This is a genomic window from Enterobacter cloacae complex sp. IR5459 (genome assembly GCF_049238005.1).
Classification (GTDB): domain Bacteria; phylum Pseudomonadota; class Gammaproteobacteria; order Enterobacterales; family Enterobacteriaceae; genus Enterobacter; species Enterobacter hormaechei_C.
This window is the reverse complement of sequence record NZ_JBMKIG010000004.1, coordinates 195,954-221,040: the sequence shown is the minus strand read 5'-3', so window position 1 is coordinate 221,040 and position 25,087 is coordinate 195,954. Positions and strand designations below refer to the sequence as shown.

Below are 25,087 nucleotides of genomic sequence, written 5' to 3'. Positions count from 1 at the left end.
GGGCATTGTCGTCTCTCCTGAAGCCAAAAACATTGCGTTAGCACATTATTGCCAGCGAGAAATCTCAATCACCTCGCCGCCGGGCGGAATATCGTCCTCATCATGCGTGACCAGCACCACCGGGATCCTGCGCTGGCGAGTGACCTCGAATACCCACGCCCGGAATGAGGCGCGCAGCGTTTTATCCAGTCGACTGAACGGCTCGTCGAGCAGCAATGCTTGCGGCTGGGCGAGAAGGGCGCGCAACAGGCTGACCCTGGCGCGCTCGCCGCCGGAAAGGGTCGCCGGATCGCTGGTGTAGTGGTTTGCCAGCCCGGCAGTCTCCAGGGCCTGCTCGACCGCGTTGCGGCGGGCGCGCCCGACGATGTGCGCCGGCAGCGCCAGCATCAGGTTTTGCCCCACGCTGAAGGCGTCAAACAGCAGGGCATCCTGAAACAGAATGCCGATCCCGCGCGTTTCCACGGGGAGCATATCGCAGCGACGATCGTTCAGCCACAGCTCGCCGTGCGCCTTAAAATCAGCGGATAACGCCCCCACCATCCAGGCGAAAAGGGTCGATTTCCCACTCCCGGAGGGCCCCATCAGCGTGACGATCTCCCCTGCCGGGACGCGGAAGTTGACCTCATGTAAGAGCGGCGCAATGGTGAGATTTTTCACGGTCAGCATTAACGTAATCCTTGTCTGTGACGGCCCACGAGCCGGGAGAGCAGCGCGGCAAGGGCAAATACGCTGCTGGTCAACAACAACAGACCCAGCGCCCGGCTGGCGAGGATCGGAATGCTGCCGCCGCTGCTGAGGGCGACCGCCTCCGTCGTCAGGGTGGTGAAACGTCCCGCCCCCAGCCAGAGGGTAGGCATGTACTGGGCCATGCTCACGGAAAAGCCGGTGGCAAAGGCCAGCAGGGCCGGACGAACCATCAATGGGCATTTCACTAGCCAGAAAATTTTCGCCCGCCGCCAGCCCAGCGTTCTGGCGGTGAGGATAAGCCGGGGATCGAGCCGGCGCCAGGCCGGTTGCAGCACCAGGAGCATCCACGGGAGGACCCAGAGCATATGGCTCCAGAGCACCGCAGCGTACTGGCCGTCGATGCCCAGCCACAGCGCCACGGCATACTGCCCGGACACGAGGGGCAGCGCCGGGAGGGCAAGCGGCAGCCAGATCCACACCGCGCCGCGCTGGGGTCCCCACTCAAGCCAGATCATGAGGATGGCCAGCGCTGTCAGGCTGGACAGCAGTCCCAGTGAAAGGCTGTCGCTGACGGGGCCGATGTCGTCCCGGCGTGCCAGCATCAGCAGAACCAGCGCACAGAGCACGCCGCACAGCGGCAGTAACCCGCCCAGCGTCCGTGCGGGCAGCGCGCTATGCGAAGCGCGACGTACCCCGGAGGGGGCAGGCTGGGCGCGCCGCCATGCCGTCCAGAAGCCGTATCCCACCGCGGCAAGCGCCGCCAGCAGCAGGAGCAACACCAGACACAGCAGCGTTCCCTTGGTTTGCTGCTGCGCATCGCCCTGGGTGAGCCACTGCCAGGCCAGCACCGCCAGCGTAGGCGGGTTGCCCGGCCCGAGCACGATCGCCACATCCACCACGGAAAGGGACCAGGCGAGCACCGCCAGCATCACGGCGCCCAGCGCGGGGGCGATTGCCGGGAGGACGAGCCAGTAGAGCGCCTGCATTCGTCCGTAGCCGAAGGTATGCAGGACAATTTTCTGCTGTGCGAGGCGCTTTTCAGGCAGCGCGGCGTAGATTGCCCACAGAACGAACGCGCTCTCTTTGACCGCAAGCGTCAGGCCAAGCCCGATACCGTAGCGGTCAAGCTGCGGCGAACAGACTGTACAGATCCGGTAAAACTGCCCCCCTTCCGCAAACAGCAGCAGCGCGCTGGTGGCGAAGGCGACGTGCGGCACGGCTAACAGCCACGGCAAACGGGTGCTCAGGCGCTGCCAGCCTTCACCCGGCCAGAGAAGCGCAAGCAGGGTCAGGGCGATAAACAGTGAGCCCAGCGTCGCGATAAGCGCTGACACCAGCGTGGCGGCCAGCGCCTGCGGCAGCTGCGGGTCGGCAAACAGCGTCGCCCAGTTGCCGGGAGAAAACGCCGGGGCCAGCAGCATGCCGCTGGCGGGAAGCAGGGGCAGATAGATGACCGCCATTGCCGCCCAGACCAGCCCGCTTAGCGGGTTCCGTAGCGGCGAAGCCATTCCTGCTCCAGGGCGTTAACCCAGGCGGCGTGCGGTTCGGGAAGCACATCAGGCGTGCTTGATGGGGTAAAGGCGCGAAGCTGTTTTGCCGCTTTCGCAGGCAGTTTTTCGCCATCCAGCACGCTCGGGTCACCCCAGACGGCAGGATTAGCTTTGCGGATCTGCGCCTGTGGTGACAGCAGGAAATTCGCCACCACTTTCGCACCTGCGCTCGCGCTGGCGTTTGCCGGGATGGCGACAAAATGGACGTTGCCGATCATGCCTTTGAGAAAGCCGAAACTGTAGCTGTCGGCAGGCAGTTCACCGCTCGCCACCTTTTGCATCGCATGGGCGGGGTTAAAGGTGAGCGACAGGTTCAGACTGCCGCTGGCCAGCAGCGTATCCATGCGCGCAGGCGACGGAGGAAAATCGTTTCCTTCGCGCCACAGCAGGGGGTGCAGCGTATCAAGGTAATCCCACAGCGGCGCGGTGACCTGCGCAAAGGTACTGTCTGGCGCGTTTTTTAACGCCTCCGGATGGGCGGTCAGCGCCAGCAGTAGCTGCTCAAGAAACGCCGTGCCGGTAAAATCCGGCGGTCGCGGATAGCTCACCTTGCCAGGGTGCTGTCGGGCGTATACCAGCAGCGCGTGGGGATCTGCCGGTGGTGTCGGCGTACTCGCTTTACGGGCGATAAAGGTTAATTGCGCGCCGCCCCACGGGGATTCTGCCCCATCGGTCGGGATGGCAAAATCTTCCGTTACCGGTTTACGGGTATCGACGTAGCGCCAGTTGGGCAGGGTTTGCGCCCAGCCGGTGAGCAGCAGGTTTGCCGCTTTCAGGTTGCGGAAGTTTTCCCCGTTTACCCAGAGCAGATCCACCGACCCGTTACTGCTACGTCCTGCGGCATGTTCCGTCTGGATCCGCTTCACCGCGTCGGCGGCATAGGCCAGATGAACGATCTTCAGGTTGATGGCGTAGTGCGTTTTCATCTCGCCGCTCACCCAGTCGAGGTAGCGGTTAACGGCCTCATCACCGCCCCAGGCGTTAAACCAGACGGTCTGCCCGGTGGCCTGTTGCTGAATGGATTGCCAGCTCTCTGCGGCGAAGGCAGAGGTTGCCAGCAGCAGACTCGTCAGAAACGCGCAAAAACGCACCCGGCGCATAATGCCTCACTTTTTAATCGAAGGGATGTAACGGGAAAACAGCCAGCGAGTGACCAGCGGTAATAACCCTAACAGTGTAAAGGCGAACAGCAGTCCCGGCGACAGAATATCGCGCAGCGAGGTAAGTTTTCCCAGCTCGCGTCCGGCGTTCAGATAAATGACGGTGGCAGGTAGCATCGCAAGCTGGCTGACCCACCAGTAGTGACGCACCCTGAGACGGGTTAGCCCCATCAGCAAATTGACCAGAAAGAACGGGAACAACGGCATCAGGCGCAGGGCAAAAAGGTAGCGTGCGCCGTCGCGATCCATCCCCGCATCGATCGTATTCATCTGTGCGGCAAAGCGCCGCTGCACCCAGTCTCGAAGCAGATAACGGCTGACGAGCATGGCAAGCGTGGCGCCGAGCGTCGAGGCAAATGACACCAACAGCGTCGCCTCCCACAGGCTGAAAAGCGCCCCGCCGAGCAGCGTCAGAAGCGCGGCTCCGGGGATCGATAGCGCGGAGAGCAGAACGTAAACCGCAAAATAGAACAGCGCGCTCTGAAGGGGCGCTTGCTCCACACGAGCGAGCAACGTTTGCTGGTGTATTTTTAGCGTGTCGAGGGAGAGCATGCCCGGTGGAAGCAAAACAACAATTAAAACAAATGCGCCCAGAAGGGCGCACAGGAGACTGATTTTTTTAATATTCACTGAAGTTTACAGCTTGAACGTTGCCCATACCGGCGCATGGTCGGACGGCTTTTCCATGCTGCGGATGTCATAGTCGATACCGGTTTCGATGCAGCGTTCGGCCAGGGGGGCGCTCGCCAGCAGCAGATCAATACGCAGGCCCCGGTTGTCATCGAAGCCTTTAGAGCGGTAGTCAAACCACGAGAAACGGTCCTGCGTTTCCGGGTTAGCCGTGCGGAAAGTATCCACCAGCCCCCAACCCAGCAGGCGCTCCATCCACTCGCGCTCCTCCGGCAGGAAAGAGCATTTGCCGGTGCGCAGCCAGCGCTTACGGTTCTCTTCGCCAATACCGATATCCAGATCCGTCGGGCTGATATTCATGTCGCCCATGATAAGCACCGGGTTTTCTTTTTTGAGTTCGGTTGTCAGGTAGTTTTGCAGATCCTGATAAAACTTCGCTTTGGCCGGGAATTTGGTTTCATGATCGCGGCTTTCACCCTGCGGGAAATAGCCGTTGATGACGGTCACATTGCCGAGTGCGGAAGGAATTTCCGCCATGATGATGCGGCGCTGCGCCTCTTCACCGTCACCCGGGAAGCCACGGCGCACCGACACCGGCGTATCTTTGGTCAGCAGCGCAACGCCGTAGTGGCCTTTCTGACCGTGGTAAAAAACGTTATAGCCCAGCTTCGCTACCTCTTCGAGCGGGAACATATCGTCGTGAACTTTTGTCTCCTGCAAGCCGATCACATCTGGCTGATGTTGCTCAACAATCGCTTCAAGCTGGTGAGGGCGGGCACGCAGGCCGTTGATATTAAAAGAGACAAATTTCATAGTCGCTGCCAATGCAAGGTGAATAGTGCAAGGATGGTAGCAGAATTTACGTCGTCTGTTATCCGCTTCGCCCAATTACTGCGACAGATAATGCCAACGGTGCAATATTTGCACCATTTCGGCGCGTTTTGCCCTCGAACAGGGCGTAAACGACCGATAAATTTCGCGAGCGATCACAATTCCAGAATTATATTTGGCCTCTGCATACTCTTTCTTGTTTTCATGCGGCAAAGCGCCGCTTGTCGTAAAAATATTCACTATTTATGCATTATAAGTGAATATCTCCATATTGTAACTCATTGATATTCTGTTACCCAAACCCATTTATGCATTTTATCGCTGGCTGGCACGAACGCTGCAATCTACATTCACAGTGCAAACACTCAATTATTTAACATTTAAACAACCTTTTATTTACCGGATGAGGTCGCTATGTCTCTGTCAGTTACGCGTGAAAATTTCGATGAATGGATGATGCCGGTATACGCTCCGGCGGCTTTTATTCCGGTACGTGGGGAAGGCTCTCGCCTGTGGGATCAGCAGGGCAAAGAGTATATCGACTTTGCAGGTGGGATTGCGGTGAATGCGCTGGGGCATGCAAACCCGGCGTTGCGGCAGGCGCTGAATGACCAGGCGGCGAAATTCTGGCATACCGGCAACGGTTATACCAACGAACCGGCATTGCGTCTGGCGAAGAAGCTGATCGACGCCACCTTCGCAGAAAAAGTCTTTTTCTGTAACTCCGGCGCGGAAGCGAACGAAGCGGCGCTGAAGCTGGCGCGCAAATATGCGCACGATAAATTCGGCGCGCATAAGAGCGGCATCGTAGCCTTTAAAAATGCTTTCCATGGCCGCACGCTGTTTACCGTCAGTGCGGGCGGTCAGCCCTCATATTCTCAGGATTTTGCGCCGCTGCCGCCGGATATCCGTCATGCGGCGTATAACGATTTACACTCTGCCAGCGAGCTGATTGACGACACCACCTGTGCGGTGATTGTCGAGCCCATGCAGGGGGAAGGCGGCGTCATGCCCGCCCAGAAAGCGTTCCTGCAAGGGCTGCGCGAGCTGTGCGATCGGCATAACGCGGTCCTGATTTTTGACGAAGTCCAGACCGGCGTGGGCCGCACGGGTGAGCTGTATGCCTACATGCACTATGGCGTGACCCCGGATGTGCTCTCAACAGCCAAAGCGCTCGGCGGCGGTTTCCCGGTGGGGGCGATGCTGACCACCGATAAATTCGCCAGCGTGATGACCGTGGGCACTCATGGCACCACATACGGCGGCAACCCGCTGGCAACCGCTGTCGCCGGACAGGTGCTGGATATCATCAACACCCCTGAGGTGCTGAACGGCGTGAAGCAGCGTCACCAGTGGTTTGTTGAGCGACTCACGGCCATTAACAGCAAAACTGGCCTGTTCAAAGAGATCCGCGGTCTGGGGCTGTTAATAGGCTGTGAGCTTGCCCCTGAGTTTGCCGGCAAAGCGAAGCTGATTTCACAGGAAGCGGCAAAGCAGGGCGTAATGGTGCTGATTGCCGGTGCTAACGTGGTGCGCTTTGCCCCTGCGCTGATCGTCAGCGAGGAAGAGGTCAGAACTGGCTTAGATCGTTTTGCGCTGGCCTGCGAACAGGTGAAGTCCGGGGTGTCATCATGATGGTCATCCGTCCCGTTGCGCACGGCGATCTCGCCGGGCTTATGCAGCTTGCCGGTAAGACAGGGGGCGGGCTGACCTCGCTGCCTGCCGATGAAAAAACGCTGTCGGCGCGCATTGAGCGCGCCCTGCAAACCTGGCAGGGGACGTTGCCAAAAAGCGAACAGGGCTATGTGTTCGTGCTGGAAGACACCGACACGGGGACCGTGGCCGGGATTTGCGCTATCGAGGTGGCCGTCGGGCTTAATGATCCGTGGTACAACTACCGCGTCGGCACGATGGTCCACGCCTCGAAAGAGCTGAACGTTTACAACGCGCTGCCGACGCTCTTTCTCTGTAATGACCATACCGGCGCCAGCGAACTCTGCACCCTGTTTCTCGATCCGGACTGGCGCAAAGAGGGCAACGGTTATCTGCTCTCCAAATCGCGCTTTATGTTTATGGCCGCCTTTCGCGACCGCTTCAACGAAAAAGTGGTCGCGGAGATGCGGGGCGTGATTGATGAGACGGGCTACTCGCCGTTCTGGGAGAGTCTGGGCGAACGCTTCTTCTCCATGGAATTTAGCCGGGCGGATTACCTGTGCGGCACCGGTCAGAAGGCGTTTATCGCCGAGTTGATGCCGAAGCATCCTATTTATACCCATTTCCTAACGCCAGAAGCGCAGGCGGTGATCGGCGAAGTTCACCCGCAAACCGCCCCGGCCCGCGCGGTGCTGGAGAAAGAGGGATTTCGCTACCGTAACTACGTCGACATCTTCGACGGCGGCCCGACGCTGGAATGCGACATTGACCGCGTTCGCGCCATCCGTAAAAGCCGCCTGGTTGAGGTTTCAGAAGGCCAGCCCGCGCCGGGCGAGTGGCCAGCCTGCCTGGTCTCGAACGAGAATTACACCAACTTCCGCGCCATGCTGGTGCGAACCAACCCATCATGCGAGCGTCTGGTACTGACGGCTGCGCAACTGGATGCCCTGAAATGTAACGCTGGCGACACGGTTCGCCTGGTGCGGCTCTGCCCTGAGGAGAAAACAGCATGACTCTATGGATTAACGGTGACTGGGTTACGGGCGAAGGTGACGCGCGGACAAAAACTAACCCGGTCGGCCAGGAGGTGCTCTGGTCTGGGAACGACGCAAGCGCCGGGCAGGTTGAGCAGGCCTGTCAGGCTGCACGCCGCGCGTTTCCGGCGTGGGCGAAACGGCCATTCTCCGAGCGCCAGGCGCTGGTTGAGAAATTTGCTGCGCTGCTGGAGGCCAATAAAGCCGAGCTGACCCGCATCATTGCCTGCGAAACCAGTAAGCCGCGCTGGGAGGCAACAACCGAAGTCACGGCGATGATCAACAAAATTGCGATATCGGTGAAGGCGTACCATACCCGCACCGGCGAGCAGCATACCGAGATGCCAGACGGCGCGGCCACGCTGCGCCACCGTCCGCACGGGGTACTGGCGGTGTTTGGCCCGTATAACTTCCCCGGGCATCTGCCGAACGGGCACATTGTGCCTGCGCTGCTGGCGGGGAATACCGTCATCTTCAAGCCGAGTGAGTTAACCCCCTTAACCGGAGAAGCAGTGGTAAAACTCTGGGAGCAGGCGGGGCTGCCGCCGGGGGTGCTGAATCTGGTGCAGGGCGGGCGTGAAACCGGTCAGGCGCTGAGTGCGCTGAGTGACATTGACGGTCTGCTGTTTACCGGCAGTGCCGGAACGGGCTATCAGCTGCATCGTCAGCTGGCGGGGCAACCGGAAAAAATTCTGGCGCTGGAGATGGGCGGCAACAACCCACTGATTGTGGAAGATCCGGAGGATATCGATGCCGCGGTCCACTTGACCATTCAGTCGGCGTTCATTACCGCCGGACAGCGCTGCACATGCGCCCGCCGCCTGCTGGTTAAGCGCGGCGCGCAGGGGGATGCGTTCCTGAAGCGTCTGGTGGAGGTGAGCGCGCGTCTGGTTCCCGCGAAATGGGATGCCGACCCGCAGCCGTTTATCGGCGGGCTGATCTCCGGGCAGGCGGCGCTGAACGTACTGAAAGCGTGGCAGGAGCACGTGGCGCGCGGGGCGAAAACCCTGCTGGAGCCGAAGCTGGTTCAGCCCGGCACGTCGCTGCTGACGCCGGGGATTATTGACATGAGTGCGACAAGCAACGTGCCGGATGAAGAGGTCTTTGGCCCGCTGCTGTGCGTCTGGCGCTATGACGATTTTGAGTCGGCGATCGAGATGGCCAACAATACCCGCTACGGCCTGTCGAGCGGCCTGATATCGCCGCATCGCGAGAAATTCGACCAGCTGCTGCTGGAAGCGCGCGCCGGGATCGTGAACTGGAACAAACCGCTGACCGGTGCGGCGAGCACTGCGCCGTTTGGTGGCGTAGGGGCGTCGGGCAACCATCGCGCCAGCGCCTGGTATGCCGCCGATTACTGCGCGTGGCCGATGGCAAGCCTCGAAACCCCGGCGCTGACGCTGCCGGAGACGTTGAATCCGGGGCTGGATTTTACAGAGGGTGACGCCCATGAAAGCGCGTGAGGTTAACTTTGACGGCCTCGTGGGGCTGACGCACCACTATGCCGGGCTGTCGTTCGGTAATGAAGCCTCGACGAAGCACCGTTTCCAGGTCTCGAACCCGAAGCTGGCGGCGAAGCAGGGGCTATTGAAAATGAAGGCGCTGTCCGATGCCGGTTTCCCGCAGGCGGTGATCCCACCGCAGGAGCGCCCAAACGTGGCCGTGCTGCGCCAGCTGGGGTTCAGCGGTACGGATGAACAGGTGGTGGAAAAAGCAGGCACGCAGACGCCACACCTGCTTTCCGCAGCCAGTTCAGCCTCCTCGATGTGGGTGGCGAATGCCGCCACCGTTGCGCCGTCGGCGGATACGCTGGACGGCAAAGTGCATCTGACCGTTGCTAACCTGAACAACAAATTCCACCGCGCCAGCGAAGCGGAGACCACCGGGCGCGTGCTGCGCGCCATTTTTAATCATGATGCGCATTTCGAGGTACATTCGGCGCTGCCGCAGGTCGCGATGTTTGGCGATGAAGGGGCGGCAAACCACAACCGTCTGGGCGGCGACTATGGCGAGCCGGGTTTGCAGCTGTTTATCTATGGACGGGAAGAGGGCGGCCACGCCGCGCCGGTTCGTTATCCGGCGAGACAAACCTTAGCCGCAAGCCAGGCGGTTGCGCGGCTGAACCAGGTTAATCCTTCTCAGGTGATTTTTGCCCAGCAAAATCCGCAGGTGATCGACCAGGGCGTGTTTCATAACGACGTCATTGCCGTTTCCAACCGTCAGGTACTGTTCTGCCACGAGCAGGCGTTTGCCCATCAGGAAAAGTTGCTGGCCACGCTGCGCGAACGCGTGCCGGGATTTATGCCGATTCAGGTGCCCACGCAGGCGGTAAGCGTGCAGGACGCGGTCGAAACGTATCTGTTCAACAGCCAGCTGCTGAGCCGGGATGACGGCAGCATGATGCTGGTGCTGCCGCAGGAGTCCCACAACCATCAGGGCGTCTGGCGCTATCTCAGCGAACTGGTGCAGGCGGATAACCCGATTGATGAACTGCGCGTGTTTGATCTTCGGGAAAGTATGGCCAACGGCGGGGGACCGGCGTGCCTGCGACTACGCGTGGTGTTAACGCCGGAGGAATTGCAGGCCGTGAATCCGGCGGTGATGATGAACGACACGCTGTTCAATACTCTCAATGACTGGGTGGACCGCTATTATCGTGACCGTCTGGTTCAGGCCGATCTGGTTGATCCGCAGCTGCTGCGCGAAGGCCGCGAAGCGCTGGATGCATTATCAACCATCCTGCAACTGGGATCGGTTTATCCGTTCCAGCGCTAAGGAGACGATATGGAAAACTTACTGGCGCTGACGCTGGCCGAAGAGACACCGGAGCGGCAAGAGGGGGCAGGCCCTTCGTTCCACTGGCGATGGCTGGGGCCGGGCGTGCTTGAACTCACGCCGACGGGGAAATATAACCTGTCGCTGCTGCTTTCTACCGGCATTCACGGAAACGAAACCGCGCCCGTGGAGATTGTCGAACTATTGCTGCGCGCGCTGTATCGCGCAGAGATCACGCTGCACTGCCGTCTGCTGGTGGTACTGGGAAATCCGCCTGCGCTGGCGCAAAATAAACGGTATCTCGTGAGCGACATCAACCGCATGTTTGGTGGTCGCTGGGCGCAGTTTCCACAGAGTGATGAGACGACTCGCGCGCAATGGCTGGAGAAGGTGGTCACGGCGTTTTTTGCCGGGGCGGGGGAAACGCGCTGGCACCTTGATCTGCATACGGCCATTCGCGCCTCGTACCATGTGCGTTTTGGCGTGTTACCGCAGCGTCATCAGCCGTGGGATGAGGCGTTTCTGACCTGGCTTGGCGATGCGGGGCTGGAGGCACTGGTCTTCCACCAGACACCAGGCGGCACGTTTACCCACTTCACCTGCGAGAATGTTGGCGCGTTATCCTGCACCCTGGAGCTGGGAAAAGCGCTGCCGTTCGGGCAAAACGACCTGACGCGTTTTACCCCTACGCATCAGGCGCTCCGGGCGTTGCTAGCCGGGGTTGCGCCGGAACCCACCCGGGAACCCGTCGTGCGCTATCGGGTCGTGCAGCAGATCACGCGTCAAAGCGAGGCTTTCCAGCTTCATATGGCACCCCATACGCTGAACTTTACGCCGTTTCGCCAGGGCGTCCTGCTGGCGGAAGATGGTGAGACGCGCTATGCGGTACAGAAATCCACGGAATATGTTTTATTTCCTAATCCGTCGGTCGCGTTTGGTTTGCGAGCAGGTCTGATGCTGGAAAAAATGCCCTGAACGTCTCCCCTCGCGCAGACCGGAGGGGAAATGAAGAATAAATTTCTTAGCGTTAAAAGCGCTCTGGTATTGTTTGCGGAATATTCCTGGAGAATTGCTTTATTATTAAACGGCACTTCGCTATACTTCTCCATAATCTCTTTAAAATCATCCTGTTGAATATTTTTGTTTCATCTCTCCACGCTTTTTCCTTAATTTCTCCACAATTGGCGAAAAGTTGTTTTTTACACTTTCATTGTTTTACCGTTGCTCTGACTAATTGACGATAAACGCCGTAAAGTTAATCTCGTCAACACGGCATAGCGCCGAAGAATAACTGAAAGTAAGGAAAGACATTATGCGTAAATTAACTGCACTGTTTGTTGCCTCTACCATGGCTCTGGGCGCTACCAGCATGGCGTTCGCCGCCGATACCGCGACCACTACCGCCGCGCCGACGGAAGGCAAAATGATGATGCATCATAAAGGCAAGCCGGGTATGCACCATGAGATGATGATGTTTAAAGATCTGAACCTCACCGATGCGCAGAAGCAGCAGATCCGCGACATCATGAAAAGCCAGCGTGACCAGATGAAACGTCCTCCGCTGGAAGAGCGCCGCGCAATGCATGACATCATTGCCAGCGACAGCTTCGATAAAGCAAAAGCGGAAGCGCAGATCGACAAAATGGCCGAGCAGCATAAAGCACGCATGCTGGCCCACATGGAAACCCAGAACAAGATTTACAACATTCTGACGCCGGAACAGAAAAAGCAATTTAATGCCAATTTTGAGAAGCGTCTGACAGAACGTGCAGCGCCGGAAGGTAAAATGCCTGCACCAACCGAATAATCGGTTCACTCTCTTAAGACCGCCGGGCTCCTGTCTACAAAAGCGAAAACGCTGTGGACAGGACCGGCGGTTTTTCTTTTATCCCATGCCTAAGGTCTGGCCTGACTGCTGCCGATAATACGTCTGTGAAAATGCCCTGGCGCACGGTGCGTCCTTCAGGAGTGGTCATGGAATTCTTTGATATCCGTAAAATGCCGGTCAGTCTCTGGCGTAATGGTGCGGGTGAGACGCGTGAGATTTGCTGTTTTCCTCCCGCGACGCGGGATTTTTTCTGGCGGGCCAGTATTGCCTCCATCGCCAGTAACGGCGAATTCTCCGCGTTCCCGGGCGTTGACCGGGTGATTACGCTGCTGGAAGGCGGCGAGGTGACCCTGGATGCAGGCAGGGCGTTTTGTCATACTCTGAAGCATCACCAGCCTTACCGATTTGCGGGCGATCTGGCGGTGAAAGCCGTGCTCACAGAGGGGCAGATGTCGATGGACTTCAACATCATGACCCGACGGGATTGCTGCCAGGCAAAGGTGCGCGTTGCTACCCGAACGTTCACTACCTTCGCGTCACGCGGTGGGGTGGTCTTTGTCTTAAGTGGCGCCTGGCAACTGGGCGACAAATTACTGACCGCCGATCAGGGTGCCAGCTGGGAAGCGGGCAGTCATACCCTACGTTTACTGGAAACGAAGGGGTCGCTGCTGTTCAGTGAAATTACCTGGCTGCCGGGTCACTGAGGACGATGATCTCATATTTTCCGGTTAATAATGGCTTACAGAGAATTTTGTAACCATCCTGATCGAACCCGGCAGGGGTGCGCAGCAGGGCGGTAGCGTCATCCAGGCTTTCAACGGCGCCAAGCCAGAGCCAGTTGCGGATGATGTGATAATGCGTCATCGCATCGCGGGTTTCTTTCAGCGCCACCGCGCCTTCCCACGGCCAGCAGTTAACGCTGATAGAGGCCAGGCCCGCCATAAACCGGGCATGATGTTCTTCAACGCTCTCTTTTCCACAACACGCCCCGGCGCAGCGTTTCAGCGCGGAGCGGAAACAGGCGCGACCGCGGGTGGTGGCTTCCAGTCCTAACAGGCCGTAACAAAGCTGTAATTCATCAGCCAGGGATTGCAGGGTTTGCAGTGCGGCACGTTTGTTGGCAAACAGACCGTAAAGATTGGGTTCATGCGAAAAATCCACTTCCCGGGCATAAACAACCTGCGGTTTTCCTGCGTTAACCTGCAAGGAACACAGCTGGCGGTTGCGGCGCAGGCGTTTGTTAAACAGCGGCTGCTGTTCCTTGATGAGCCGGGCTTCGAGCAGAAGCGCGCCCAGTTCGCCTGCCGTCTCGATCCAGGTGATCCGCCGGGACTGCCTGAGCATCGATGCTTCATCCGGCGTACGCAGGTGCGACATCACCCGGCTGCGGATATTCACGCTTTTGCCGATATAGAGCGGCATGGTATCGCTGTCGCCGTGGAAGAAATAGACGCCAGGCTGTTTAGGCAGAGCCTCAAGCCAGGGGCGAAGATGCTCGGGATATTCGTAGATAGCCGCCGCTTCAAACTCAAGACGCGGGGCGGATTGACGCCTGCTCACATACTGCTCCATATACTGTTCAGGCATACAGTGTAGCAGGTGTTCGGTGGTTAAAAAAGAGCCGGGTGGCGGTTACGCCTTACCCGGCCTGTAAAACTGAGTTACCGTTTTGCTTTTACTTTTTCCAGAAATCATCAAACACCGTAATCGGCGGACGGCGCTTGTGCTCGGTTTTCAGATACCAGCCTTCGATAATTTTGGCGGTACCTTCGTCGAGCGTTTTGCCTTCCAGATAATCATCGATGTTGTCATATGTGACGCCCAGCGCGGCTTCATCCGGCAGGGAAGGGCGATCGTCCTCCAGGTCCGCCGTTGGCGCCTTCTTATACAGGTGCTCCGGGCAGCCCAGCGCCGCCAGCAGCTGCTTGCCCTGACGCTTGTTCAGGCGGAAGAGGGGGTTGATATCCGTGCCGCCATCGCCGTATTTGGTGAAGAAGCCGGTGATGGCTTCCGCGGCGTGGTCGGTGCCGACGACAACCCCTTTGGTCATCCCTGCGATACTGTACTGCGCTTTCATGCGCTCACGGGCTTTCTCGTTGCCGCGAACAAAATCGCTCAGTTCAATACCGGCTTCACGCAAGGCCTGCTCGCTTGCCAGTACCGAACCTTTGATGTTTACGGTAAGAACACGGTCCGGCTGAATAAACGCGATCGCATCCTGACAGTCCTGCTCGTCGGCCTGCACGCCATACGGCAGACGTACGGCAATAAATTGCAGCGCGGTGTCACCGGTCTCGTCACGCAGCTCGGAGATGGCCATCTGGCTCAGCTTGCCGGCCAGAGTGGAATCCTGACCGCCGCTGATACCCAGCACCAGCGTCTTCAGGAAAGGGTGTGCAGACAGGTAAGCTTTCAAAAAATCAACGCTACGACGGATCTCTTCATTGGCATCAATCGCAGGTTTCGCGCCCAGCGCCTGAATAATTTCTTGTTGCAGAGCCATTACGCCCTCCCTATGCAGAACCAAACAGAAAGTGTGATCTGTTAAAACTAACCCTTTGTCGGGGAAACGACAAGGATCACAGTTTTGAGTGTACTGTTTTACAGCGATTTAGCAGCTTACCGTTGTTTTATTAGAATTTTCCGAAATTCGTCTGGCGTAACTCGCAAAGTTGAACAATAGTAATTTTTATCCCATGCTTAGTTAACACGCTGATAAACAAGAGGACGGAATATGAACAAGAACGTAGCAGGAATTTTAAGCGCAGCGGCGGTACTGACTATGCTGGCAGGGTGTACAGCTTACGATCGCACCAAAGATCAGTTCACACAGCCAGTGGTAAAAGACGTCAAAAAAGGCATGACGCGTTCCCAGGTTGCAGCCATTGCCGGTAAACCTTCTTCAGAAGTTACTATGATCCACGCGCGTGGTACCTGCCAGACCTATATTCTGGGTCAACGTGATGGTAAGGCAGAGACCTACTTTGTCGCCCTGGATGATACGGGTCACGTGATCAATTCTGGTTACCAGACCTGTGCCGAATACGACACCGACCCACAGGCACCTAAGGCACAGTAAGCCTGTTTGCCTGAGAGCGTTAACAAACCGGCCTGAAGGCCGGTTTTTTTATGCATACGTGAATCTTATTTCTTGGCGCGAATTATTTGCCTGAAATGTGAAGGTAGTCAACAAGCCAGGTCAATGAGAGACAATTTCAGTCTATCCAGAATTATCCCCTCCCTGTACCATTGCGTATACTCACTTCAACGATAAACAATGTTCAGCACACTGCCCGTCAGCCAGGATAGCGAGTCGAGTGATAGCGAGACGGCGGGTAGCCAAACAAGAGGGAAGTTATCATGGAAAAGAAACATATCTATCTGTTTTGCTCTGCGGGCATGTCCACTTCGCTGCTGGTTTCTAAAATGCGCGCGCAGGCCGAAAAATATGAAGTCCCTGTGGTGATTGAGGCGTTTCCGGAAACGCTGGCGGGCGAGAAGGGCCAGACAGCAGACGTTATTTTACTCGGGCCGCAAATCGCTTATATGCTGCCAGAAATTCAACGTCTGCTACCCAATAAGCCGGTCGAAGTGATCGATTCCGTTTTATACGGCAAGATTGATGGTTTAGGTGTATTAAAAGCTGCCGTTGCGGCGATTAAAAAAGCTGCTAATTAATTTTTTATTTTTCCCGTCAAAGAGTTATTTCACACACAATACGCCGTAACGGTCGTTGCGGCCTTTAAGGGTATTTTCCTATGAGTAAAGTCATCGCTTCACTTGAAAAGGTACTCCTTCCTTTTGCTGTTAAAATAGGAAAGCAGCCTCACGTTAATGCCATTAAGAACGGCTTTATTAAATTAATGCCGTTGACATTAGCCGGGGCAATGTTCGTTTTAATTAACAACGTTTTTCTGAGCTTTGGAGAAGGTTCCTTTTTTTATTCATTAGGAATTAGGTTAGATGCTTCAACTATTGAAACCCTTAATGGTTTAAAAGCCATTGGCGGCAACGTATACAACGGTACGTTGGGTATTATGTCGCTAATGGCGCCTTTCTTTATTGGAATGGCGCTGGCGGAAGAGCGTAAAGTGGATCCGCTGGCGGCAGGCTTACTGTCCATTGCCGCGTTCATGACCGTCACACCGTACAGCGTGGGCGACGCTTATGCCGTTGGCGCCAACTGGCTGGGTGGGGCAAACATCATTTCCGGTATTGTTATCGGGCTGGTGGTGGCCGAAATGTTCACCTTCATTATTCGCCGTAACTGGGTTATCCGCTTGCCGGATAGCGTTCCGGCCTCTGTTTCTCGTTCATTTTCCGCGTTGATTCCGGGCTTCATTATTCTCTCCATCATGGGGATTATTGCCTGGGCGCTCTCTCACTGGGGAACTAACTTCCACCAGATCATTATGGACTCTATCTCAACGCCGCTGGCGTCGATGGGTAGCGTGGTCGGTTGGGCGTATGTCATCTTTACCTCCCTGCTGTGGTTCTTCGGCGTGCATGGTTCACTGGCACTGGCGGCGCTGGACAGCGGTATTATGACCCCATGGGCACTGGAAAACGTCGCGCTTTACCAGCAGTACGGCTCCGTCGATGCGGCGCTGGCGGCCGGTAAAACCTTCCATGTGTGGGCGAAGCCGATGCTTGACTCCTATATCTTCCTGGGCGGTACCGGGGCGACGTTGGGTCTGATCATCGCGGTCTTTATTGTCTCTCGCCGCGCTGACCATCGTCAGGTTGCGAAGCTGGCCCTGCCGTCAGGCATCTTCCAGATTAACGAGCCGATCCTGTTTGGTCTGCCAATTATCATGAACCCGGTGATGTTCATTCCCTTCATCCTGGTTCAGCCGCTGCTGGCCGCGATTACGCTGACGGCGTACTACCTGGGCATTATCCCGCCGGTGACCAACATTGCGCCGTGGACGATGCCGGCTGGTCTGGGCGCGTTCTTCAACACCAATGGTAGCGTGGCCGCCTTCCTGCTGGCGATATTCAACCTCGGGATTGCAACCCTGCTCTACATGCCGTTCGTGGCGATTGCGAACAAGGCCGCAACGGTTATCGATGAAGAAGAGAGCGAAGAGGATATCGCCCTCGCACTGAAATTCTAAAATTGCACGGCGCGGGGCAACCCGCGCCAGCGGAAAGGAGCTTAAAAAATGTTAGATTTAGAGAGTATCGTTGCCGAAGAAACCGCAGAGAACGATCTGGAAGAGGTGGTGATGGGCCTCATCATCAACTCCGGGCAGGCACGCAGCCTGGCGTATGCGGCGCTTAAGCAGGCTAAGCAGGGCGACTTCGTTGCCGCGAAAACCATGATGGAGCAGTCCCGTACGGCGTTAAACGAAGCGCATCTGGTGCAGACGAAGCTTATCGAAAGCGACCAGGGCGAAGGGAAGATGAAAGTGAGTCTGGTGCTGGTACATGCGCAGGATCATCTGATGACCTCCATGCTGGCGCGCGAGCTGGTAGCGGAGCTCATCGAGCTTCACGAGAAGATGCAATAAGTCAGGATGAAGTAGCAGGAGGTCAGCACGATGGAAATCAAAACCGCACATGAGCAGCAGCTGTTTAATGGCAAGAATTTTCACGTGGTGATTTACAACAAAACGGAGAGCGCCAGCGGTCTGCACCAGCATGACTACTACGAGTTCACGATTGTTCTGACCGGCCGCTACTATCAGGAGATCAACGGTAAGCGCGTCCTGCTTGAGCGTGGCGATTTCGTCTTCCTGCCGATGGGATCTTATCACCAGAGCTTTTATGAGTTTGGTGCGACGCGCATTCTGAACGTAGGCGTGAGCAGGCGTTTCTTCGACAAGCACTATCTGCCGCTGGTGCCGTTCTGCTTTGTGGCGTCACAGGTGTATCGCGTTAAAAATGAGTTTATGACCTGGATTGAAACGGTTATCGCCTCGCTGAATTTCCGCGACAATGAATTTGATGAATTTATTGAAACCGTGACGTTCTACGTCATGAATCGCCTCCGCCATCACCGTGAAGAACAGCAGGTGGTGGATGATATTCCTCAGTGGCTGCGTAGTACCGTGGAGCTGATGCACGACAAAGGACAGTTCAGCGATAACGCCTTGGAGAATATGGTGGCGCTGTCGGGTAAATCGCAGGAATATTTGACGCGCGCCACGCAGCGTTATTACCGTAAAACGCCTGTGCAAATTATTAATGAAATCCGCATTAACTTTGCCAAAAAACAGCTGGAAATTACTAATTACTCTGTCACCGATATCGCTTACGAATCGGGTTACAGCAGTCCCAGTCTGTTTATTAAAACCTTTAAAAAATTGACTTCATTTACACCGAACAGTTACCGCAAAAATTTAACGGTAATTAATTAACTTTCGGCGGTTTATCCGCCAGGAATAGTGACGTAATGGCTTGCCCAAATAGCGGGAAGAGCACGCTATACCTTGCAGGCGATTAACCTGATACGCTAAGGGAGATATTATGCAACAGAAATTAAAAGTCGTAACCATTGGTGGCGGCAGCAGCTATACCCCGGAATTACTTGAAGGTTTCCTGAAACGGTATCATGAATTACCGGTCAGCGAATTATGGCTGGTGGATGTTGAAGAAGGTCAGGAGAAGCTGAATATTATTTTTGAACTGTGCAAACGCATGGTTGAAAAAGCGGGCGTGCCCTTAACCGTGCATAAAACGCTGGATCGTCGCCTGGCACTGAAAGATGCTGACTTCGTGACCACGCAGCTGCGCGTCGGCCAGCTGAAGGCGCGTGAGCTGGACGAGCGCATTCCGCTGAGCCACGGTTATCTGGGCCAGGAAACCAACGGGGCAGGTGGCCTGTTTAAAGGCCTGCGTACTATTCCAGTCATTTTTGACATCATTAAAGACGTGGAGGAGATCTGCCCGAACGCCTGGGTGATTAACTTTACCAACCCGGCCGGGATGGTCACCGAGGCAGTCTATCGCCATACCGGTTTCAAACGCTTTATCGGCGTCTGCAATATTCCGATTGGCATGAAGATGTTCATCCGCGATGTACTGGAACTGACCGAGCACGATGATCTGTCCATTGACCTGTTCGGCCTGAATCACATGGTCTTTATCAAAGATGTGATTGTGAACGGGCAATCGCGCTTTGCGGAACTGCTCGACGGCGTCGCCTCTGGTCGCCTGACTGCGGCCTCGGTGAAAAACATCTTCGATCTGCCGTTCAGCGAAGGGCTGATCCGCTCCCTGAATCTGCTGCCGTGCTCGTATCTGCTTTACTACTTCAAGCAGAAAGAGATGCTGGCCATTGAAATGGGCGAATACTACAAAGGTGGCGCACGCGCTCAGGTTGTGCAGAAAGTAGAGAAGCAGCTGTTTGATTTGTATAAAGATCCGAACCTGAACGTCAAACCGAAAGAGCTGGAGCAGCGCGGCGGGGCATACTATTCGGATGCGGCGTGTGAAGTGATTAACGCCATTTACAATGACAAGCAGGCCGAGCACTATGTGAACGTTCCCCATCACGGGCACATCGACAATATCCCGGCAGACTGGGCCGTTGAGATGACCTGCATCCTTGGACGCGAGGGTGCAAAACCGCATCCCCGCATTACCCACTTCGACGATAAGGTGATGGGGCTGATTCACACCATCAAAGGCTTTGAAGTGGCGGCGAGCAATGCTGCCCTGAGCGGCGAACTGAATGACGTGCTGCTGGCGCTGAATCTCAGCCCGCTGGTGCATTCTGACCGTGACGCTGAAAAACTCGCGAGTGAGATGATCCTGGCGCATGAAAAATGGCTGCCAAACTTTGCTGCAACGGTTGAGAAACTGAAACTCACACACCGTTAAGAGGAGGCGCGATGGAAAACCTGCTGATCGTCAATGCCGATGATTTTGGCCTGTCAAAAGGGCAGAACTACGGCATTATTGAAGCCTGTCGCCGGGGCGTCGTGACCTCTACAACAGCGCTCATCAACGGTGAGGCGGTGGAACATGCGGCGCAGTTAAGCCGTGAGCTGCCCGAGCTGGGCGTGGGCATGCATTTTGTGCTGACGCTTGGGTTGCCCCTTTCACCGATGCCGGGTCTGACGCGCGAGGGAAAACTGGGGAAATGGATTTGGGAAATGGCGGAGCAGGACGCTCTGCCGCTCGATGAGATTGCCCGCGAGCTGGAGTGCCAGTTTAACCGCTTTGTGGATGTGTTTGGCCGCGAACCTACCCATATTGACAGCCATCATCATGTGCATATGATCCCGGCGATTTTCCCGCTTGTGGCAGAGTTTGCGCAACGTAAAGGCGTGGCGATGCGCGTGGATCGTGAGGTGCGCGGGTTGCCGGACGTCGCGGTGACGTCAACGGAGGGGTTCAGCAGCGCATTTTATGGCGACGAGATCGATGAAGCGCTGTTCCTGAAGGTGCTGGATGACTCCGCCGCAAAAGGGGAGCGCTCGCTTGAGGTAATGGCGCACCCGGCGTTTGTCGATGAGATAGTACGTAAGAGCGCCTACTGCTGGCCGCGTCTGGCAGAACTGGATGTGCTGACATCGGCGTCGTTAAAGTATGCGATTGCCGAGCGTGGGTATCGTCTGGGGACGTTCAGGGATCTTTGAGGCAAAGCCCGGTGGCGAGGTAAAAGCAAAACGGTAACCTTTTGGTTACCGTTTTTATTGTTTTCTCCCTCTCCCAGGGGAGAGGGCCGGGGTGAGGGCTTCAGGTTTTTTACGCCGGTATCTGGTCAATCTTACTGCTGCGCGACCACACGCGGTGCGCGGCGAGCAGGTCAAACAATCGGGTCATAAACGCATCATCGACGTTATCACCTTCGACAATGCCTTCTTCCCCTTGATCCGGTACCTTCAGCAGAGTTTTAAACTTCCGCGCATCGCCTGCCAGAGCGATTGGCTTCAGGTGCTTATAGGCTTCCAGCAGATAATAGGCGGCATCACCGTTACCGAGCAGGCTCTCAACGTCGCCGCACGGCATAATCACCGCATCAACCGTCAGCGACGGTGCTCCGGCGAAGGTCGCGGCAATCGGCAGGACGGAGCCATCATCGGCCGTCACTTCACCCATGCGAGAGTAAAGCAGTTTGGCATGTACGCCCTGGGTTTTGAGCGCCCGCATGATCCCCAGTACGTCGCTGGCGCGCGGTTTATCGTTCAGCAGAATAGCCACTACGCGGCCTTTAATTGACCCGCCAGGTACCGCGTACAGGCTCAGGGACGGATCCTTCTTCAGCCCGTTCACGTCGTTTGGCGGTGCGGCATGGCATTGCTCATCGGTGAGCGTGATGCCGAGATTATTCGCCACGCCCTGAGCAAGCTGGATATCAATATGCGCCAGATGGTCGACCACGCGCTCGCGAATGTAGGTACGCACCACTTTGCTCAGCTCAAAGCTGAAACCGCCGATAATGTGCTGCTGTTCAATCGGGGTCTGGCTGTTCCAGAACAGGCGAGGCTGAGCGTAATATTCGCCGAATGACGGGCTGCGCTCGCGAATTTTTGTTCCGTCCACGCGCTCCTGATACGACTCGAATCCGCCACGTTTTGGCCCCGGCGGGGTTTCACGCGGCCAGTTATCGTTAATGGAGTTTGGCTCGTAGTTCGCCGGGTTGGTATCGATATCCTGGCGATGCATCCCGTCACGCTGGAAGTTATGGTACGGGCAGGTCGGACGGTTGATAGGAATTTCGTGGAAGTTCGGTCCGCCGAGACGGCTGATCTGCGTATCGGTATAAGAGAACAGACGGCCCTGGAGCAGCGGATCGTTGGTGAAATCCAGCCCCGGCACAATATGGCCCGGGTGGAACGCAGCCTGCTCATTCTCCGCGAAGAAGTTATCCGGGTTGCGATTAAGCACCATTTTGCCCACCAGCTGAACCGGCACCAGCTCTTCGGGAATAAGCTTGGTCGGGTCGAGCAGGTCGAAGTCGAATTTGAACTCGTCCTCTTCCGGGATCAGCTGTAACCCCAGCTCGTATTCCGGGAAATCACCGGCTTCAATGGATTCCCACAGTTCGCGACGGTGGAAGTCCGGATCGCGCCCGGTCAGCTTCTGTGCTTCATCCCACACCAGGGACGCTTTCCCCGCGACCGGTTTCCAGTGGAAACGCACAAACGTCGCTTTACCTTCAGCGTTAATCAGACGGAAGGTATGAATACCAAAGCCTTCCATGGTGCGATAGCTGCGTGGGATCCCCCGGTCAGACATCGCCCACATCACGTTGTGAAGGGTTTCCGGTTGCAGGGAGACGTAGTCCCAGAAGGTGTCATGCGCACTTTGTCCCTGCGGTATGGCCCAGTGTGGCTCTGGTTTTACCGCATGGACAAAGTCAGGGAATTTATGCGCATCCTGAATGAAGAAAACCGGGGTGTTATTCCCGACGAGGTCGAAAATGCCCTCTTCGGTATAGAATTTGGTGGCGAAGCCGCGAATATCACGCACCGTGTCGGCCGAACCCGCGCCGCCCTGTACGGTAGAGAAGCGCACAAATACCGGTGTAATTTTGTTCGGATCGGAAAGGAAATCCGCCTTCGTGATCTCCTTCAGGCTCTTGTACGGCTGGAAATAGCCGTGCGCCGCAGAGCCGCGAGCGTGAACGATACGTTCAGGAATACGCTCATGGTCGAAATGGGTGATTTTTTCCCGCAGGATGAAATCTTCCAGCAGCGTCGGGCCGCGTGTTCCGGCGCGCAAGGAGTTCTGATCATCGGCGATGCGCACGCCCTGATTGGTGGTCAGCGCATAGCCTTCACCCCCTTTGCGGTGCGGGTCGAGAGATTTTAACTTTTCGTTGTCCGCATCGGGTGACTTCATGCTTCCCGGTGCAGTAGGTTGCTCGCCCGGCGCGGAGAGGCCCGGCGACGGTTTATGAGAGCCATCCGCAGGGGCGAGTGAGTCCATTCCCGGTTGAGATTCTTCGGTGCCATGAATAGGGGATTGATGGGGTTTATCATTGTTCGACATTGCACGATTCTCCTTTGTTCGTTCCTGAAAACCCTATTAAGGATAGAACAATGTGATGAATTAGCAGGCGAACTAAGCGTTTTCAGAGGAAGTGATTAGCGAAAGGAGCCATCTGCCACATGTCAGGCGCGACGGGTGGGGGGAGAATCGGCTATGATAGAAATTTCCTGCTTTAAGAATTTGCTTTAGTGAACCCGTCGCTTATGAAACCTCTTCGTCAACAAAACCGCCAGGTTATTAGCTATGTGCCCCGCGTTGAACCCGCGCCGCCTGACCATGCCCTGAAAGTGGATGGTTTTCGCGATGTCTGGATGTTACGGGGTAAATACGTTGCCTTCGTGCTGATTGGCGAGCACTTCCGTCGCTCCCCTGCGTTTACGGTACCAGAATCGGCGCAGCGATGGGCTATGCAGACCCGCCAGGATGAAGAGGTTGAAGAATAACAGCCATAAAAAAACCGCCCTCAGGCGGTTTTTTTATTTCGGCAGTGATTAACGATGGGCCAGTTCGGCATCATCTTCACTGTCGAGAATTGTTTTGTCGGTCTGCTTCAGCCACTGGCTGGTCAGGGTACCGGCGGTCATTGAGCCACTCACGTTCAGGGCGGTACGACCCATGTCGATCAGCGGTTCAACAGAGATCAGCAGGGCAACCAGCGTCACCGGCAGTCCAAGCGCAGGCAGAACGATCAGCGCAGCGAAGGTCGCGCCGCCGCCCACGCCCGCAACACCGGCGGAGCTAATGGTCACGATACCGACCAGCGTCGCAATCCAGACCGGATCCAGCGGATTAATCCCCACGGTTGGGGCAACCATCACGGCCAGCATCGCCGGGTAGAGACCCGCACAGCCGTTCTGCCCGATGGTGGCGCCAAAGGAGGCCGAGAAGCTGGCGATAGACTCCGGTACGCCCAGACGACGGGTCTGTGCTTCGACGTTCAGCGGGATAGATGCCGCGCTGGAACGGCTGGTAAAGGCGAAGGTCAGCACCGGCCAGACTTTACGGAAGTATTTCAGCGGGCCAACGCCGTTCACCGCCAGCAGAATGCCGTGCACAACAAACATGATGCCCAGACCGAGGTACGAGGCAATCACAAAGCTGCCAAGCTTAATGATGTCTTGCAGGTTAGAACCTGCAACGACTTTGGTCATCAGCGCCAGGACACCGTACGGCGTCAGCTGCATGACCAGACGCACCAGCTTCATCACCCAGCTTTGCAGGGTATCGATGGCCGTCAGAACGCGCTCGCCTTTCGGCGCATCGTCCTTCAGCAGCTTCAGCGCAGCCACGCCCAGGAATGCCGCGAAGATCACCACGCTGATTATGGAGGTTGGGCTTGCGCCGGTCAGGTCAGCAAACGGGTTCTTCGGAATGAAGGAGAGCACCATCTGCGGAACGGTCAGATCGGCCACTTTACCCACGTAGTTGGTCTCAATCGCCGTCAGACGCGCGGTTTCAGCGCTACCCTGCACCAGACCTTCAGCAGTCAGGCCAAACAGATTGGTTACCAGCACACCCACCAGCGCCGCAATCAGCGTGGTGAAGAGCAGGGTACCAATGGTCAGGAAGCTGATTTTACCCAGTTGAGAGGCATTGTGCAGGCGGGCTACGGCGCTCAGAATAGAGGCGAATACCAGCGGCATAACGATCATTTGCAGCAGCTGTACATAGCCGTTACCGACAATGTTGAACCACTGAATGGAGTCTTTCAGTACCGGGCTGTCGGAACCGTAAATAGCGTGTAAGGCCAGGCCAAACACCACGCCCATGACCAGACCGACCAGTACCTTTTTCGCCAGGCTCCACTGTTTGTGGCGAGCCTGGGCGAGAAGCAATAGCAATACGACGAACACAACAATGTTCGCGATGAGTGGAAAATTCATCCCCGTTCTCCTGATTTATTATACGGTCGGTTTTTACCGAACCTGTTGGCGCAAGGTTATCAGAAGTGTGATGTCACGCTTATATCCATATGGAATGGTTTATGACAAA

24 protein-coding genes are annotated in these 25,087 nt (G+C 56.5%); 15 read left to right on the top strand and 9 right to left on the bottom strand.

Features of this window, described 5'->3' with window-relative positions; all coding sequences use genetic code 11:
- Window positions 1–45: 45 nt before the first annotated feature.
- Genes ACOTX4_RS10500 through xthA form a run of 5 tightly spaced genes read right to left on the bottom strand, consistent with a single transcriptional unit; the run spans window position 46 to window position 4,840 of the window.
- Window positions 46–666 carry an ATP-binding cassette domain-containing protein gene (locus ACOTX4_RS10500; protein ID WP_022650881.1) on the bottom strand — a complete coding sequence of 207 codons (621 nt, stop codon included), beginning with the start codon at window positions 664–666 and terminating at the stop codon, window positions 46–48.
- Window positions 666–2,195, bottom strand: coding sequence for an ABC transporter permease subunit (locus tag ACOTX4_RS10495; RefSeq protein WP_063937808.1), 1,530 nt, complete (start codon window positions 2,193–2,195; stop codon window positions 666–668). The genes ACOTX4_RS10500 and ACOTX4_RS10495 overlap by 1 nt, the downstream gene beginning before the upstream one ends.
- Window positions 2,168–3,337, bottom strand: a complete 1,170-nt coding sequence (locus ACOTX4_RS10490; protein ID WP_074167769.1) for an ABC transporter substrate-binding protein — start codon at window positions 3,335–3,337, stop codon at window positions 2,168–2,170. Before ACOTX4_RS10490 ends, ACOTX4_RS10495 begins: the two co-directional genes overlap by 28 nt.
- 6 nt (window positions 3,338–3,343) lie before the next feature.
- Window positions 3,344–4,027, bottom strand: a complete 684-nt coding sequence (locus tag ACOTX4_RS10485; RefSeq protein ID WP_032645828.1) for a TVP38/TMEM64 family protein — start codon at window positions 4,025–4,027, stop codon at window positions 3,344–3,346.
- A gap of 6 nt (window positions 4,028–4,033) precedes the next feature.
- Window positions 4,034–4,840: an exodeoxyribonuclease III gene (gene xthA / locus ACOTX4_RS10480; protein ID WP_022650885.1), complete on the bottom strand. Its 807-nt coding sequence runs from the start codon at window positions 4,838–4,840 to the stop codon at window positions 4,034–4,036.
- A gap of 432 nt (window positions 4,841–5,272) precedes the next feature.
- On the opposite strand from xthA, the gene astC reads away from it, so the two are divergent.
- The 7 genes from astC to ves all read left to right on the top strand — a co-directional run bounded on the left by astC (window position 5,273) and on the right by ves (window position 12,852).
- The gene (astC, locus tag ACOTX4_RS10475) at window positions 5,273–6,493 is read left to right on the top strand and encodes a succinylornithine/acetylornithine transaminase (RefSeq protein WP_023324489.1); all 1,221 of its coding nucleotides are present in this window, start codon (window positions 5,273–5,275) and stop codon (window positions 6,491–6,493) included.
- Window positions 6,490–7,524, top strand: a complete 1,035-nt coding sequence (gene astA, locus ACOTX4_RS10470) for an arginine N-succinyltransferase (protein WP_022650887.1) — start codon at window positions 6,490–6,492, stop codon at window positions 7,522–7,524. The genes astC and astA overlap by 4 nt, the downstream gene beginning before the upstream one ends.
- A complete protein-coding gene (gene astD, locus ACOTX4_RS10465; protein WP_023324490.1) occupies window positions 7,521–9,008 on the top strand; it encodes a succinylglutamate-semialdehyde dehydrogenase in 1,488 nt (495 codons plus the stop codon). Before astA ends, astD begins: the two co-directional genes overlap by 4 nt.
- On the top strand, window positions 8,995–10,320 hold the full coding sequence (gene astB, locus ACOTX4_RS10460; RefSeq protein ID WP_022650889.1) for an N-succinylarginine dihydrolase: 1,326 nt from the start codon (window positions 8,995–8,997) through the stop codon (window positions 10,318–10,320). Before astD ends, astB begins: the two co-directional genes overlap by 14 nt.
- 9 nt (window positions 10,321–10,329) lie before the next feature.
- Window positions 10,330–11,295, top strand: coding sequence for a succinylglutamate desuccinylase (gene astE, locus ACOTX4_RS10455; RefSeq protein ID WP_022650890.1), 966 nt, complete (start codon window positions 10,330–10,332; stop codon window positions 11,293–11,295).
- A gap of 337 nt (window positions 11,296–11,632) precedes the next feature.
- On the top strand, window positions 11,633–12,127 hold the full coding sequence (spy, locus tag ACOTX4_RS10450; RefSeq protein WP_063937806.1) for an ATP-independent periplasmic protein-refolding chaperone Spy: 495 nt from the start codon (window positions 11,633–11,635) through the stop codon (window positions 12,125–12,127).
- A 167-nt stretch (window positions 12,128–12,294) separates the two neighbouring features.
- Window positions 12,295–12,852, top strand: a complete 558-nt coding sequence (ves, locus tag ACOTX4_RS10445) for an environmental stress-induced protein Ves (RefSeq protein WP_022650891.1) — start codon at window positions 12,295–12,297, stop codon at window positions 12,850–12,852.
- On the opposite strand, the gene cho is transcribed toward ves, so the two are convergent.
- Window positions 12,830–13,720 (bottom strand): excinuclease Cho, encoded by an 891-nt coding sequence (cho, locus tag ACOTX4_RS10440; protein ID WP_196238871.1) that lies wholly within the window; start codon window positions 13,718–13,720, stop codon window positions 12,830–12,832. The genes ves and cho overlap by 23 nt on opposite strands.
- A 103-nt stretch (window positions 13,721–13,823) precedes the next feature.
- Window positions 13,824–14,651: an ammonia-dependent NAD(+) synthetase gene (gene nadE, locus ACOTX4_RS10435; protein ID WP_003857837.1), complete on the bottom strand. Its 828-nt coding sequence runs from the start codon at window positions 14,649–14,651 to the stop codon at window positions 13,824–13,826.
- Window positions 14,652–14,882: 231 nt separating this feature from the next.
- On the opposite strand from nadE, the gene osmE reads away from it, so the two are divergent.
- The 7 genes from osmE to chbG all read left to right on the top strand — a co-directional run bounded on the left by osmE (window position 14,883) and on the right by chbG (window position 20,736).
- Window positions 14,883–15,227, top strand: a complete 345-nt coding sequence (gene osmE / locus ACOTX4_RS10430) for an osmotically-inducible lipoprotein OsmE (protein WP_003857836.1) — start codon at window positions 14,883–14,885, stop codon at window positions 15,225–15,227.
- 281 nt (window positions 15,228–15,508) lie between these two features.
- On the top strand, window positions 15,509–15,826 hold the full coding sequence (chbB, locus tag ACOTX4_RS10425; RefSeq protein WP_015570750.1) for a PTS N,N'-diacetylchitobiose transporter subunit IIB: 318 nt from the start codon (window positions 15,509–15,511) through the stop codon (window positions 15,824–15,826).
- A gap of 80 nt (window positions 15,827–15,906) precedes the next feature.
- Complete coding sequence (gene chbC, locus ACOTX4_RS10420) at window positions 15,907–17,265, top strand: PTS N,N'-diacetylchitobiose transporter subunit IIC (RefSeq protein ID WP_045330573.1); 1,359 nt, start codon at window positions 15,907–15,909, stop codon at window positions 17,263–17,265.
- 48 nt (window positions 17,266–17,313) lie between these two features.
- Window positions 17,314–17,661, top strand: a complete 348-nt coding sequence (chbA, locus tag ACOTX4_RS10415; protein ID WP_003857835.1) for a PTS N,N'-diacetylchitobiose transporter subunit IIA — start codon at window positions 17,314–17,316, stop codon at window positions 17,659–17,661.
- Between the two features lie 30 nt (window positions 17,662–17,691).
- The gene (gene chbR / locus ACOTX4_RS10410; RefSeq protein WP_045330574.1) at window positions 17,692–18,510 is read left to right on the top strand and encodes a transcriptional regulator ChbR; all 819 of its coding nucleotides are present in this window, start codon (window positions 17,692–17,694) and stop codon (window positions 18,508–18,510) included.
- Between the two features lie 109 nt (window positions 18,511–18,619).
- Window positions 18,620–19,975 carry a 6-phospho-beta-glucosidase gene (locus ACOTX4_RS10405; RefSeq protein WP_022650894.1) on the top strand — a complete coding sequence of 452 codons (1,356 nt, stop codon included), beginning with the start codon at window positions 18,620–18,622 and terminating at the stop codon, window positions 19,973–19,975.
- Window positions 19,976–19,986: 11 nt separating this feature from the next.
- Complete coding sequence (chbG, locus tag ACOTX4_RS10400) at window positions 19,987–20,736, top strand: chitin disaccharide deacetylase (RefSeq protein WP_022650895.1); 750 nt, start codon at window positions 19,987–19,989, stop codon at window positions 20,734–20,736.
- Window positions 20,737–20,845: 109 nt separating this feature from the next.
- On the opposite strand, the gene katE is transcribed toward chbG, so the two are convergent.
- Window positions 20,846–23,095, bottom strand: coding sequence for a catalase HPII (gene katE / locus ACOTX4_RS10395; RefSeq protein WP_045330576.1), 2,250 nt, complete (start codon window positions 23,093–23,095; stop codon window positions 20,846–20,848).
- Between the two features lie 188 nt (window positions 23,096–23,283).
- Between katE and cedA the strand changes: the two genes are divergently transcribed.
- Window positions 23,284–23,538: a cell division activator CedA gene (gene cedA, locus ACOTX4_RS10390; protein WP_071785203.1), complete on the top strand. Its 255-nt coding sequence runs from the start codon at window positions 23,284–23,286 to the stop codon at window positions 23,536–23,538.
- 48 nt (window positions 23,539–23,586) lie between these two features.
- On the opposite strand, the gene tcyP is transcribed toward cedA, so the two are convergent.
- Entirely contained in the window at window positions 23,587–24,978 is a 1,392-nt protein-coding gene (gene tcyP, locus ACOTX4_RS10385) for a cystine/sulfocysteine:cation symporter (RefSeq protein WP_022647826.1), read from the bottom strand.
- Between the last annotated feature and the right edge of the window lie 109 nt (window positions 24,979–25,087).